Source organism: Mesotoga prima MesG1.Ag.4.2, assembly GCF_000147715.2.
GTDB classification, from domain to species: domain Bacteria; phylum Thermotogota; class Thermotogae; order Petrotogales; family Kosmotogaceae; genus Mesotoga; species Mesotoga prima.
Genome location: NC_017934.1, coordinates 2,325,940 through 2,339,458 on the forward strand (window position 1 = coordinate 2,325,940; position 13,519 = coordinate 2,339,458).

A 13,519-nucleotide genomic window follows, 5' to 3' on the forward strand; every position below is an offset into this window, starting at 1 on the left:
GTGAGTAGGATACTCGTGGTGGATGATGACTTGTCGGTTAGAGTTCTGTTGAAATCGATTCTTTCGAGAGACAACCATGACGTTGTAGAAAGTGCGGATGGCAGGTCGGCATTCTCATCGCTGGCTGTGCAGAAGCCGGATATAGTACTTCTTGACCTAATGTTGCCTGATTATAATGGACTTGATATTCTGGCTCAGCTCAAAGAAAGTGAAGAGCTAGAGCCTATACCCGTTATTGTTCTTACGGGCTCTTCCGACAGAGAAAGCAAGCTCACTGCTCTGAGTTCAGGTGCCGTAGATTTCATTTCAAAGCCCTTTCTCCCCGAAGAGGTTCTACTTAGGGTAAATACTCATCTGAAGCTTCATGATCTTATCAGATCTTTGAGAGTGGCGGTAGATAATCTAGAAAGCGATGTCATAGCAGCCGGTAAAATTCAAAATGCTCTTGTTCCAAAAAGCAATCCTCAAGGACTCTCTGTTGAATGGATATATGAACCTTCTTACAGGGTTGGTGGGGATATCTTCGATATATTCAAGCTGGATGAAAATCGGTACTTTGTTTATCTCGCCGACATGTCAGGACACGGCGTAAATGCGGCAATGCTATCGGTGATGGTACACAGGTTCATTGAAGATTTCAGGGCCAGTATCTATGATGGTGAGTTCGATTTGAGAAGTTTTATGAAGGAGCTGGATAGAAACTTTATTTTTGAGAGGTTCAACCTTTTCTTCACAATTGTTTCCGCAATAGTGGACTTTAAGGAAGGCTTCGTTCTGCTTTCAAATGCGGGACATCCGACTCCTTTGATGCAAAGAGAGGGATCTGTACAGTTTCTTGAAGGGAAGAGAGAAGCTCTTGTCGGAATAAATATGATTCACGGAGATGTTTCTAAGGTGCCTTTCCGTAGCGGTGATCGCTTGTTATTGTATACCGATGGGCTGATCGAAGTAATGAACGAAAAAGGTGAAATGTATGGCGAGGAAAGACTTAGAAATCTTATGAAGAGCAGTTCAGATATCGATATAAGGAGTACCGCTTTGCACTTGAAATCCTCTTATGAGAGTTTCAAGGGGAGTACACTTGCGGAAGACGATATTACGGCCTTACTGATACAGTTCTAGTTCGGTAAGCTGTTGCCGAAAAGTCTAGGATGAGGAGCTGAGTGAAGAATGTTCGAATTCAAGAAGGCTAACGATGAGATTGGAGTGATTTCCCTTGTTAAGAGGGCAAGAATTACGGGGGAAATGTCGGCAAATTTCAGAAAATGGCAAGAGACTGTTGATCTGAAAAGTTGCTCAACAGTTATTGTGGACGGCAACAACATCGAGTTCATTGATTCCATGGGAATTGCAGCTCTGATAAGCATTTACAAGACGGTTTCCGCAAAAGGAAGTGATTTGATTCTGGTGAATCTTTCTGAAGAGATAAAGAAACTACTGAATACATTGCGACTTGACAGGCTCTTCATCATTAAGAACTGCAGCGTTGTAGAGGCCATCAAGGATTTGTGTTGAAATAATGGCCGAAGAGAACTACAGTTTCACGGTCGAACCCGAGCTGTATAAGATTGATGCTTTTTCTGCAAAAGTGTCCGAGATAGTCAGAAGAACTAAAGGAAATGAAACAGGATTCAGGGCAGGGCTGATAGTAATAGAAGCGTGCTCGAATATCGTTAAGCACGGTGAACTCAAGGAAGATGATCTTATTTCGGTAAACCTTGAAGTTGGAGAAGAAGAAGTGACTATCACCATCGAAGATGCCTCCACAGAGTTCAATCCTCTTAAGGTAGACGATCCAAATCTTGAGAACATAGAACTTCTGCAAAAAGGTGGAATGGGCGTTTATTTGATAAAGAGGTTTTCAAAGAGGGTTGATTATCGTTACGAGAACGGGAAAAACCTTTTGAAGATCATTATCTAGTACTGCCAGTACAGAGGCTGTTTGACTAAGTTGGTTTTGATATGATATAAATAAAAGATCATAGAACAGCAGGTGCCGAAATGAAGAAAAAGCTTCTCTGAACTGCGTAATTCAATACTTTCTCATACGACTCATCGATCAACAACTACATAAGTGATCCCTAGTTTTTTGTAGTTTATTGCTGCCAAGCCTTTACTGGAGGTGATCGAATTGCTTCAGATAAAAGACCTTTCCATTTCGTTCGATGGTTTTGAAGTATTAAGAAAAGTGAATCTGGATCTTGCCGCAGGGGAGACTCTCGCCTTGACGGGAGCGAATGGAACTGGTAAGACAAGTCTCCTGAGAGCAGTTGCCGGCGAGATAACCCCTTTGGAAGGAGAGATTTTACTTCAAAAGGATATTGCCCCATTTTTCGTTCATCAGGAGTGTGACACTTTCTCCGGCACGGTGAAGGAGTATCTTTTCGGCGCGAAACCAGAAATCTCCAGGATTTACACCGAACTGTGTCGCTCTTCAGATCCAATTGTTTACGCAGAACTAATAAATGCTTTTAACGATGCCGGAGGCTTTGAGTTGGAAGCCTCGATTTCCTCTACAATAAATAAATTTGGAATAGGCATCGATGATCTAGACTTTCCGTATAGGAATCTATCTCATGGATTTAAAAGGATACTTTCCGTAATCAGAGGAGCTCTCTCCGGCTCCAAACTTCTTTTGCTGGATGAGCCGACAAATCATCTTGACATCGAAATGACTTTGAAGCTCGAAGAGATAGTAAGTTCTCTTAGTGAAAGTGGTGTGGGAATAATTGTTGTAAGCCACGATAGAACTTTCATTGATCGGGTCGCCCATAAAACAGTCTATTTGAAGCGGGGAATAGCAATATCCATAAGCGGCGGTTATTCCGAGATGCTGGCCTTCTTAGAAAAGGATTTTCTTTCGAGAAAAAAGAAGTGCGTAGAAATAGACAAGAAAATCCGTCAGCTTGAACTCGATGTGGCCAGGAGGAAAAGCTGGTCTGATTCAAGAGAGGCTTCAAAAAGACTTTCGTCGGATAAGGGGCATGAAGGTCACATGGCGGCTAAACTTGCAAAGCGCGCACTTGTTGTCCGGAAAAGGAAGGAGAGATTAGTCCAACAACTAGAACAGGAAAAACCATTCGTCGAGAAACCTATAACCATCAAGATTCCCCAGTACGAAGTGCCTAATAGAAAAATGCTTAATGCCGAGAGGATATCATTCTCATACGGAAAGAAAAACATCTTTAGGGAACTCTCGTTAAACGTCGATACTAATGAGAGAATAGGGCTAATCGGTCCCAACGGTTCAGGAAAGACAACTCTCATGAGATGTCTTGTAGGTATTCTGAAGCCGGTAAATGGCAGAATTTACAGAAACGACAGTGTCGATTGGGTATTTATTCCACAGGATATGACGCGCCACTTCAAAAAGAAAACTCCCTTTGAAGAGATCTCCGATGTCGGGCTGGATGAACAGACAACCAGAAGCCATCTGGCAAATATCGGATTCAGGGGCGACAGAGCACTGGCAAATGCTGAATTGATAAGCTGCGGAGAACGCATGAGGCTTGCCATATTGAAAGCCATCCTTTCACGAGTAGAATTTATCTTCATGGATGAACCGACGAATCATCTAGATATTGAATCTCTTGAAATGCTCGACAAACTTCTGAATGATTTTCCAGGAGGGTTCCTCTTCATTAGTCATGATCGGCAGTTCATTGCGGAACATGGTGAAAAGATCTTTACCATTGAAGACGATGGATTGAAGAGTCTTGATTACACTAAAGATATCGACATCGATTCTTTTACTGAAACAAAGCGAAATCTTACCGATTCTTATGAACAATCGATAACTAGAAGAAAGAGTGGGGATAGCTGGTCTGAGTTTCTACAGTAAGGTGGAGTTCTGATAAGAACTTAAGATGCCATGTAGTAAACGTAATTCACTTTGACCGTTCGTATTGCTTTGGCTGCACCTTATTACCATTCTTTTGTTGTATAATGATTTTGATCCAAAAAGGAGGAGCAACCCACATGCTAGAAATCATACAGGTGTATTTTATGGTTATGTCGGGCGGATTTTCAAGATCTGTGGGTGAATGCTACCTCGTTGAGCCTGTATCCATCTAGAACTGTTAAGCTTAGACAATGGCCGTGACGAGTGTCACGGCTTTTTTTTGGAGGGCAATTTCTTTGAAGACAATGACAGAACTCATGGAAAGCAACATAAAGAAAAACTACGTATTCTCCTTTCTTATGAATTTCAGGTTATCAAATGGCCTCTGGATGATATACATGGCCTCCAGAGGAATGAGTTTGACGCAGATCGGCTTCCTTGAAGGAATATTCCACGTGACCTCTTTGATGATGGAGGTCCCTACCGGGTCTGTAGCAGACTTGTTCGGAAGAAAACTCAGCAGAAGTATCGGGAGGTGTCTCTCTCTTGTGAGTATTCTGGTGTTGATCGGTGCGACAAGCTTCTTTCATTTCACCATTTTCATGGTACTCGCTGCACTTTCGTATAACCTGGAATCGGGTTCTGGAGAGGCTCTTGTATATGATTCTCTCAAATATCTGAAAGCAGAAAACAATTTTATATCGGTGCTTGGAAGGCAGGAGGCAATATTTCAAGTGTCTTCAGTTGTGGCGCTTCTGATCGGCGGGTTCCTGGGAACGTACAGTTATCACTATGCATTTTGGGCTTCCTCCGGGATCATCGCATTTTCGGTGGTCTATTCTCTTTCGTTCACAGAACCACCAATCCTTGAATCGGTGGGCCGTAATTCAAAAACTTTCCGGGGCTTCTTGAAGCAGATTGTTGACAGCTTCTCACTAATCGCCAGAGATAGAAAGGTTGCATTTCTTATCTTTTTTGTTCAGACTATACTGGCATTCAGCGCCTGCATATTCTTTTACATTCAGAATTACTGGAAAGGACTTGGCCGCACGGAGTTTCAGATTGGCATATACCTCGCGGCCGGGTCGTTTCTAGCGGGATTAGTGGCCATGAAGGTTCAGAGGCTATCTCACCTGCTGAAGGAGAAGAAAGTCCTAATCATACTGCCTCTTATTTCCGTCGCATCTATGTGGGGTGTGGCGCTTTGTTCAAACAAGTTACCTTTCTTCATGGTTGTAGCAATGATTGAAGCTATGTTGTTTGTAGCGGGTAACGACTACATAAATAAGCTGATTCCATCCAGGAGCAGGGCAACGATAATATCCTTTGCAAGTATGATGTATAGCTTAGTAATGATAATCTTCTTCCCCATCTTCGGAAGAATCGCTGACACAATCTCGTTTGGAGTTGCTTTTGTCTCACTGGCTGTAATGGCAAGCTGTCTTTATGTGCTTAGTATGTATCTACTCAAGAAGATCGGATGAAAGAGTTGATTCGTGCTCGAAGCGATGCCGGTCAAAAACCGCCTCGTGTTCCAATATCAAGAGAGTGGAATGCTCAGTAAAGGTGACAGCTTACGAAATGATCTTTCGAAACCTCAATTATTCTGGGTTTGACTCTCGAGCAAATCTCCATTCTTTTGAAACATCGGGGATGAAAAAAACACCCAGATGGCGGATTCATAGGACTTGGAGCGTCACCTTCGAGAATTATTTTTTCAGTCTTCCGATAAGAGCCGCCGGGTATTGCCGAAAGAAGAGACTGTGTATAGGGATGGAGGGGCGATCTGTACAATTCTTCGGATTCGGAAAGCTCAACGATTTCTCCGAGGTACATAACGGCTATTCTGTTGCAGAAATAGTGCACGACGTTCAGGTCATGCGAAATGAAGAGATAAGTTAGAGAAAGCCTATCCTGAAGTTCGTTCATAAGGTTAAGTATCTGTGCCTGAATGGAGACATCTAAAGAAGACACTGGTTCGTCGGCGATGATGACTTCCGGATCGAGTATGAGCGCGTTTAAGATACCTATACGCTGTTTCTGACCTCCGGAAAGCTCATGAGGAAATCGACCTAGAAGGTCTTTGTCTAATCCTACGAGTTCAAGACTATCAACAACTAGATTTCTGATTTGTTTTTTCGCCATACCCATTGCTCTTAGTGGTTCAGACAGTATCCATTCAACCGTTCCTCTGGGGTTAAGAGAGCCTGAAGTGTCCTGAAAAACAAGCTGTACCTTCTTTCTGAACTCTCGAAGACTGTTTGCATCCATTGAATTGACTTCTTCGCCTTTGAACAATACCTTCCCTGCCGTGGGCTTCAGAAGTCCCACTATGCTATATCCTGCCGTTGATTTACCGCAACCCGATTCACCGACGATGCCGAAGGACTCTCCTCTAGAGATACTGAAGGAAATTCCATTAAGCGCTTTTATAGAGCCCGGCCTCCGTAACAAGCTGGTTCTTCTCAAGCGAAAATGCTTCGTGAGATCCTGAATCTCGAGAATTCTCTCCTTCAAAGTTTGCCTCCGGCTAAAAAACATCGCACCTCGTGATCGGAATCGATTTCTTTCAGATCGGGGAACTCCTTCCTGCATCTCTCGAATGAGTAATCACATCTTGGTTCAAAAGGACAACCTTGAGTTAAATCGGCAATGGATGGAACTCTGCCTCTAATATCAAAAAGCTCTTTCCCCTTAGATTCAAGTTTTGGTAGAGCTTTTATCAAGCCCAAAGTATAAGGATGGCCTGGATTCGTGAAAAGTGCCTCTGTAGAAGCTCTCTCAACGATGTGACCTGCATACATTACATAGACCTTAGAACATATTTCCCGAATGACTCCAAGATTGTGCGAGATAAAAATAATAGAGCAGTTGCTTTCACGGTTTATCTTTCTCAGAAGTTCCAGTATCTGTGCCTGAACTGTGACGTCCAGAGCGGTCGTCGGTTCATCTGCGATAATCAGATCGGGATTACACACGATGGCAATAGCAATGGCTATTCTCTGTCTCATCCCACCGGAGAGTTCGTGAGGGTACTTGCCGTATGTTCTTTCTGGATCTGGAAGACCGATACCTTTCATGATCTCAAGAACCCTTGAGAATCGCTCTGCTTTGTCGAGAGAAGTGTGCATCATGAGATTCTCGTCGATTTGTCTTCCTACTTTCATAAGGGGATTTAGAGAGGAGAGGGAGTCCTGAAAAATCATTGATATATCTCTTCCGCGTGTTCCCCTCGCTTCGTCTTCCGTGAGTGAAAGAAGATCGATGCCGGAGAAATTTATGCTTCCAGTAGCGAATGAATTATCGGGTAAAAGGCGCATTATTGACAATGCCGTTACTGTCTTTCCACAGCCGGATTCTCCGACTATCCCAACGATTTCTCTCTTTTTTACTTCAAGAGATATTCCTTTCACAGCGTGAAGAAGCCCTTCTGGAGTCTTGAATCCAATTTTGAGATCTTTGATTTCTAGTAAGGGCTCGTTTTCACAGTTCATTCTCTTTCACCTATTCTCTCTAATGTCTCTGATCCCATCTCCTAGGAAGTTGAATCCCAGCACAAGAAGCGTGATAAAGATTCCGGGTGCTATCGCGTACCAGGGGCTGACGGTTATGAAGACCTGAGACTCACTCAGCATTCTTCCCCAGCTGGGATTGGGCGGCTGAATTCCAAGTCCAAGATAACTCAGCGCCGCTTCGGCGAGAACTGCGTTTGCAAATCCCATTGAAGCAGCAACGACTATTGGGGAAAGCACATTTGGCAGTATGTGTCTGAACATTATCCGCAAATTCGAGATGCCCTTTATCTTTGCATTCTTGACGTAATCCAGCTCTTTGTGTTGAACGAAACCGCTTCTTGTGATTCTGGCAAACGAAGGAATTGACATTATCCCTATTGCAATAATCGTATTTCTCAAGCCTACTCCAAAAACGGATACAAACATCAGTGCAAGAAGGATACTTGGGAAAGCCATCATAGCGTCGACGATTCTCATTATTATCTCGTCGACTATTCCTCCAAAGTAACCAGAGATTGCGCCGATAAGTACGCCAAAAACACTGCCAATCGATACCGCGACTAGTCCCACAAAGAAGGCTGTCTGGGATCCTTTCATTATTCTGCTGAGCACATCTCTTCCAAAGTTGTCTGTGCCCAGGAGGTGACGCGCTGAAGGAGGTTCAAATCGTTCAAGTCTATTGATCTCTGTTACAGGAAATGGAGTATAGAATAGACTGACTACCATCATCAGCATCAGAATGGAAATCAGCACTGTCCCAATCCATAGATTGATCCTCCTTTTGTTCATGTTAGTCCCTCTGACCCAATCTGATTCTTGGGTCGATAACTGTGTATATGACGTCGATAAAGAAGTTAATAATAACGACTATGAAAGCAATGTACAAAACCATTCCCTGCACCAGAGGGAGATCCCTGGTCGTGATGGCGTTTATCAGAAGTCTTCCGACGCCGGGAAGCGTGAAAACCTGTTCAATGACGATTGATCCGCCTAAAATGTTTGCCGTTATCATTCCAAGTACAGTGATAATAGGAATCAGGGCATTCTTGAGTACATGTCTCAATAACACTGAATTCAGGTTCATCCCTTTCGACATTGCGAGCCGTACATAATCGTTCTTCATCTGATCCATTACGGAGTTTCTTGTGTATCTTATGACTGATGCAATCGATGGAAGCGCTATGGCGATGGCTGGTAGGATAAGTGACTTGAACGCTCCATAAGCATCCTCGCTCCAAGGAACATATCCTCCAGGTGATACCCAGCGAAGGAGAATTCCAAATATATAGATCAAAATAATCCCACTCCAGAAAGATGGAATTGCCATCCCAATCTGTGAGATTAGTGTGATCATAACTCCTGGTAGCCTTTCACCATATTTTGCGCTAACTATGCCAAGAGGAATGCCTATTAGGATAATCAGGGCCAAAGCCATCACTGCGAGAGAAATAGTTACGGGCAATCTGTCGAGGATTAATTCCGATACAGGAACGGAGTATCTCATTGAGATTCCAAGATCACCCGTGAAAAGCCCTTTCAACCACCTGGACAGCCTTATCCCTAATGGATCATCCAAACCTAGTTCTGCTGACAAGGCTTCATACTGGGATTCTTGAGCATCCACACCAAGTCTTGACAACGCAGGATTGCCCGGAATGATCTCAAATGTAACAAAGGTTATCAGCAAAACCAGAAGCACCGTTAAAATCATGGCAAAGAGCTTCTTTAAATAAACAAACACAAATGCCTCTCCTTGTCAGCGATAATAGAGAGTCGACATGTCTTGCACGTAGAGAGGATAGACCGTGTATCCGTGCAAATTGGGAGCTAGAGCAACGATAAAGTTGGGATCCATGATGTAAACTGCGGCGGCATCTTCTGTAAGAATCTCTTGAGCTCTTTTGAACATAGATGCTTTTTCTTCGACGGCAGTCTTTTCAATAGCCAGACTAATTATACGGTCGTATTCACTGTCGGAATAGTTGTAGAAATTTCTCGGATAGTCGGAAACATATCGCCTCAATATTTCGTAAGCACTCAATTTGCCAGTAAGACCGATTATTGTCATTTCGTACTCTCTTGCTGTGTAGACTCTGTCCAGCCAAACACTCCACTCGACAAGCTCGATCTCCGCCCTTACACCCACTCTCTTAAGCTGTTCCGCAATTACCTGGGCAGTATCTATATGAAACTGATAGTTGGAAGGCACAGTAATCTTTGTGTCAAATCCATCTGGATATCCAGCTTCTGAGAGAAGAGCTTTTGCTTTCTCGACACTCGGTTCGTAGTAGTCCTCAAGACCTTCTCTGTAATACGCGCTCATTATCGGCGACATGTTTGAGCCGAGCTTTGTCCCGTAACCGCCGGCCACGATTTCTATAATCTCCTCCTTGTCCACAGCATGGTTTATCGCTCTCCTGACTCTAATGTCGTCGAAAGGGCTGACCGCATGGTTCATTGCCATCAACTGAACCATATTCTGTTCGGCAGTTAATAGATTGTATCGATCTCCTAGTGCCATTGCCTGAATAGCATCGAGTCTCGGAAGTATCTGAACCTCTCCTGCCAGGAAACTCATTATTGCTGCCTGATTGTCGGGAATTATTCTAAATTCAACTTCCTCGACTTTTGGCAGCTCAGGATTCCAATATTCCTCAAACTTTTCGATAACTAGCCTCTGACCCGGTCTATATTCTACGAACCTAAAAGGACCTGTTCCCACAGGATTCTTCTCATGGTTTTCGTTACTTTCCGGAATAATTGCCACTATGAACTTCTCGAGAAAGTCAGTGTTGAGTGTACTGAGTTTGACCCTGACAGTCTTGTCATCTACCGCTTCAATCTTCGAAACAAACTTCTCAAAATCGGGAGAAAGTCCTCTTTCGCCGTTAGAGCCTTTGAGCCGGTTCAAAGAGTACAAAACATCGTCTACCGTAACCTCTGATCCGTTATGAAACTTCACTCCGCTCCTGAGATTGAAAGTGTAGACCATACCGTCTTCAGAAATACTGTAGCTTTCGGCTATGGCAGGTATTACGGTACCATTAGGGTTGGGCTTGAGAAGACCCTCGAACACGTTAAACATCATTTCGTAGGTTCCCGAAGCCGCCGCCCTGTGTGGATCGAGAAAATCGGGATCCTGCATCACCGCAACCACTATTCTCTGTGAAAGCAAGGCAGTAACGGCAACAATCAACAACATCAACATTAAGCCAATTCTTCTCACTTCATTCCTCCCCAAACGAACCCATCAGTGCATCATTCAATCCGGGCGTAATATACAGTAAAGCCAGCATCGATTGATATTTTAAACATTATGAGTGGAAAAACCTAACTCTGGCTTTGTTGAGAAATATTCCGGGATAATTTGCAAATCTTCCGTTTCATCAATAGTCTATCGCAGATTACGTTGCTTTATGCGAAGATTCTTGTAGTTCTTATCCAGCTCATCAATCTTCATTGTGTGTTCGTAGGTAGTTCTAGGTATTTAGGTCGCCGAGACGGCTTCTTCAGAACTACATGTGTTGATTTCAAACTTCGGAAAAACCAGAGTACGAATGTCCAAAGAAACTGTGAAAAAGCCGGACGCTACCATCTTAGTAAAATCTCCCGATAACTCTATATGAGATGGTTTGTCATAGGTTATTATGTAGTTATACTCGATACTTTTCTTATTGCGGGAGGTGCTCGTTGATAAGGAAAATAGCTACATTAGCAGTAATCGTCGTGATGTCTTCTGTATCTCTGGTTTCCAATCCCATAAATGATGTGATAAATAGAATTATCGACTTTGAGGGTTTTTGGGGGGCCATTCTTGTCTCCAGGGGAGACGTTATCCTTCATGCAGGCGGCTATGGCATGGCCGATATCGAGAGAACTATCCCCAATACTCCAGAGAAGAAGTTCAGAATTGCCTCTATAAAAAAGCAGTTCACTGCGGCGGCGATTCTGAGGCTATGCGAAGATGGTCTTATGTCTCTTTCAGATCCGGTTGGGAAGTTCATACCTGAGTTTCAAAACGGCGACATCATTTCGATCGAACAAATGCTTAATCATTCTTCTGGAATCCCCACAATGATTAACACGCAAGAACTCCGTGAGGAAATCAGGAAATTTGAAGTGGGAAGAACTCTTCAAGAGGCCGAAATCGCCTACATCTCCTCTCTGCCTTTGAGGTTTGAACCTGGAAGCAGCTTTCTCTACAGCAACAGCGCCTATTTCCTTCTCAGTGTCATAGTAGAAAGGGCAAGCGGGAAGCGCTATGATGAATATCTGAGAACGAGCTTCTTCGAACCACTGGGAATGAACAACACCGGTTACGACTACAATGAATACGATAGCGGATGGGGTCTTCCTTACTACTGTGATTCCTATGTTATAGATCTCTCTAGCGTAAGACCTGCTGACTGGGTCGATAGAAGGCTTCCCGGAGGAGCCGGGGGGTTATACTCCACTGTGTATGATCTGTATCTGTGGGACCGAGCGCTTTCCGCCGGCGAAGTGCTTTCAGAAAGCTTTTTAAGACTAATGCAGAGTCCATCAAACGAACTCTTTGAGGCAGGCTATGGAGTCTTCATCGGTAACGAGCTTATAGATGGCGAGTACAGAAGAGTTGTTTATCACGACGGAGACACGAAGGGTACCTCGACTAGAATAAATAGGTATGTCGATGACGACATCTTTGTGGTGGTGCTGAGCAACATCGAGGGAAAGGATTTCACCGCTCTCGCGCACGAACTGGCGAAAGCCGTTATAGTGAACGATATGGGAAGTAATTGATTCGGCGGGTTGAGCGTTTTTTGTCGGAAGTTCTAAATGGAAAGAACCGCTCTCATTCATTTGAAGAGCGGTTCTCTGCCTTATCGGAAGACTCGATTTGCTAACGGGGTTAATCTTCAATCGGTTTTGTACAGAGCTTCTACAGTCTTTCTTATGTCGGAGTAATTGAGCATCAACTTTCCGTTCTGCGGCCGGTCAGTGTCGAGGCTCGCCTCGTCGACCCAGTAGCTGTCTAGTTCGGCGATAACGCCCTTCGAGTCGACGATGAAAACCCTCTCCTCGCCTGGGAAGCCGTAGAAATCGACCAGGGCTTTTTCGTCTCTCAAATAGATATTTTCCAGCAGCGCCGCTTCCGGCTCGACTTGCTCCTTTCCTGTGAGTACCCATAGAACCTTCAGATCTGTGTACCTTTGGGCGAGATCGATGATTCCGTCCAATCTGAACCTTTCGAAAGCGCTCAGAGAAATGCAGTCGCAATCGGAGTATACCGGTTCGACGACTGTCGCAGGCGTGACTTTGCTGAGGACGATCAGGCTGGGGGATCCCTCAAAAAAGGCCGCATTAACAATTGGATCCGTCTGGAGAACTCCGGGAATCGGAAGAGCATCTCCCTTGAGAAATCTCGGTTTCTCCGTCGGAGCGTACCCGGTCTCCTCGAAGGAAACCTTTTTCCCGTCTTTGGAAACTTCGCCAAGTCTGTATGCCTTGCCGTTCAAAGAGAAGACTTCCCCATGCAGGAAGATCTCGTAAGAGTCGTGGATTAGAGCAATTTCGCCGTCGCCGTCCGTATCGACTCCGAAGTAAACCTGGTCGGTAGAGTAAAAACCTTTGGGGTCGAGCGTGAAGAGTTTGAGCTTTCTCGGGCCGTCTTCGGCCCAGACTAACCCCTCCATGTGCTCATACAAACAGTATCGGAACTCCAACTCGCCAGTCAACCCCGTCTTTCTGGCTAACAGTTTGACAGATCTTGATTCCCAATAACCCTCGAGTTCATAAAAGGTTTTGACTCTGGTAATCCACTCGTAGGTCGTAGTGTCTTGGTGGGTCTCCTTGAAGTCCGGTGCGATCGTTGGGTCGTCAAGCACATTGCTGTTGTTGTTTGCGTCGATCCACAGGAGGGGGATCTCTCCGGGTATGAGCGCGAATACTATCGGCTTGGCGCCGAGCTCGAGAAGGCCGTACTTCAATCCTTTTATAGATGGAGCTTCCAGAGTGTCAGGTTTTGATTCGCTGAGCGGGACGAGCGTCATTTCGTTTCCGGCCATCCATGGAATCTGTTGAGTCAAGTAGCCTGTAAGGCCGGCGGCAAAGGTAGTGACGAAACACAGAGAAAGTATTAGAAAAAGCATTGTCCTTTTCATAAAATCACCTCCAGTTATCTGTG

General features: G+C 44.4%; 12 protein-coding genes. 6 read left to right on the forward strand and 6 right to left on the reverse strand.

Annotated elements, in window-relative coordinates:
• From THEBA_RS10855 to THEBA_RS10875, 5 genes are all read left to right on the forward strand, one after another.
• Positions 1 to 1,122, forward strand: a complete 1,122-nt coding sequence (locus tag THEBA_RS10855) for a PP2C family protein-serine/threonine phosphatase (RefSeq protein WP_099772825.1) — start codon at positions 1 to 3, stop codon at positions 1,120 to 1,122.
• Positions 1,123 to 1,170: 48 nt separating this feature from the next.
• The gene (locus tag THEBA_RS10860; RefSeq protein WP_014731577.1) at positions 1,171 to 1,515 is read left to right on the forward strand and encodes an STAS domain-containing protein; all 345 of its coding nucleotides are present in this window, start codon (positions 1,171 to 1,173) and stop codon (positions 1,513 to 1,515) included.
• A gap of 4 nt (positions 1,516 to 1,519) precedes the next feature.
• Entirely contained in the window at positions 1,520 to 1,921 is a 402-nt protein-coding gene (locus tag THEBA_RS10865) for an ATP-binding protein (protein WP_014731578.1), read from the forward strand.
• 201 nt (positions 1,922 to 2,122) lie between these two features.
• Complete coding sequence (locus tag THEBA_RS10870) at positions 2,123 to 3,841, forward strand: ABC-F family ATP-binding cassette domain-containing protein (protein WP_407656310.1); 1,719 nt, start codon at positions 2,123 to 2,125, stop codon at positions 3,839 to 3,841.
• A gap of 305 nt (positions 3,842 to 4,146) precedes the next feature.
• Positions 4,147 to 5,325 (forward strand): MFS transporter, encoded by a 1,179-nt coding sequence (locus THEBA_RS10875; protein ID WP_041928472.1) that lies wholly within the window; start codon positions 4,147 to 4,149, stop codon positions 5,323 to 5,325.
• 73 nt (positions 5,326 to 5,398) lie between these two features.
• On the opposite strand, the gene THEBA_RS10880 is transcribed toward THEBA_RS10875, so the two are convergent.
• From THEBA_RS10880 to THEBA_RS10900, 5 genes are read right to left on the reverse strand one after another with little or no spacing between them, the layout of a single operon-like run.
• On the reverse strand, positions 5,399 to 6,358 hold the full coding sequence (locus THEBA_RS10880) for an ABC transporter ATP-binding protein (protein ID WP_014731582.1): 960 nt from the start codon (positions 6,356 to 6,358) through the stop codon (positions 5,399 to 5,401).
• On the reverse strand, positions 6,355 to 7,335 hold the full coding sequence (locus THEBA_RS10885) for an ABC transporter ATP-binding protein (protein ID WP_014731583.1): 981 nt from the start codon (positions 7,333 to 7,335) through the stop codon (positions 6,355 to 6,357). The genes THEBA_RS10880 and THEBA_RS10885 overlap by 4 nt, the downstream gene beginning before the upstream one ends.
• Before the next feature lie 6 nt (positions 7,336 to 7,341).
• Positions 7,342 to 8,145, reverse strand: a complete 804-nt coding sequence (locus THEBA_RS10890; protein WP_006487704.1) for an ABC transporter permease — start codon at positions 8,143 to 8,145, stop codon at positions 7,342 to 7,344.
• A 1-nt stretch (position 8,146) separates the two neighbouring features.
• Entirely contained in the window at positions 8,147 to 9,097 is a 951-nt protein-coding gene (locus tag THEBA_RS10895) for an ABC transporter permease (RefSeq protein WP_014731584.1), read from the reverse strand.
• A 15-nt stretch (positions 9,098 to 9,112) separates the two neighbouring features.
• On the reverse strand, positions 9,113 to 10,582 hold the full coding sequence (locus tag THEBA_RS10900) for an ABC transporter substrate-binding protein (protein ID WP_014731585.1): 1,470 nt from the start codon (positions 10,580 to 10,582) through the stop codon (positions 9,113 to 9,115).
• Between the two features lie 464 nt (positions 10,583 to 11,046).
• On the opposite strand from THEBA_RS10900, the gene THEBA_RS10905 reads away from it, so the two are divergent.
• A complete protein-coding gene (locus THEBA_RS10905; protein ID WP_014731586.1) occupies positions 11,047 to 12,135 on the forward strand; it encodes a serine hydrolase domain-containing protein in 1,089 nt (362 codons plus the stop codon).
• A 116-nt stretch (positions 12,136 to 12,251) separates the two neighbouring features.
• Here the strand turns inward: THEBA_RS10905 and THEBA_RS10910 are convergent, their stop codons facing one another.
• Positions 12,252 to 13,496, reverse strand: a complete 1,245-nt coding sequence (locus THEBA_RS10910) for a hypothetical protein (protein WP_014731587.1) — start codon at positions 13,494 to 13,496, stop codon at positions 12,252 to 12,254.
• Between the last annotated feature and the right edge of the window lie 23 nt (positions 13,497 to 13,519).

What these genes read in the sequence shown, in the direction of transcription:
- THEBA_RS10910 (WP_014731587.1), bottom strand. Translation starts at nt 13,496, where the DNA reads ATGAAAAGGACAATGCTTTTTCTAATACTTTCTCTGTGTTTCGTCACT.
- THEBA_RS10875 (WP_041928472.1), top strand. Translation starts at nt 4,147, where the DNA reads ATGACAGAACTCATGGAAAGCAACATAAAGAAAAACTACGTATTCTCC.
- THEBA_RS10890 (WP_006487704.1), bottom strand. Translation starts at nt 8,145, where the DNA reads ATGAACAAAAGGAGGATCAATCTATGGATTGGGACAGTGCTGATTTCC.
- THEBA_RS10860 (WP_014731577.1), top strand. Translation starts at nt 1,171, where the DNA reads ATGTTCGAATTCAAGAAGGCTAACGATGAGATTGGAGTGATTTCCCTT.
- THEBA_RS10865 (WP_014731578.1), top strand. Translation starts at nt 1,520, where the DNA reads ATGGCCGAAGAGAACTACAGTTTCACGGTCGAACCCGAGCTGTATAAG.
- THEBA_RS10885 (WP_014731583.1), bottom strand. Translation starts at nt 7,335, where the DNA reads ATGAACTGTGAAAACGAGCCCTTACTAGAAATCAAAGATCTCAAAATT.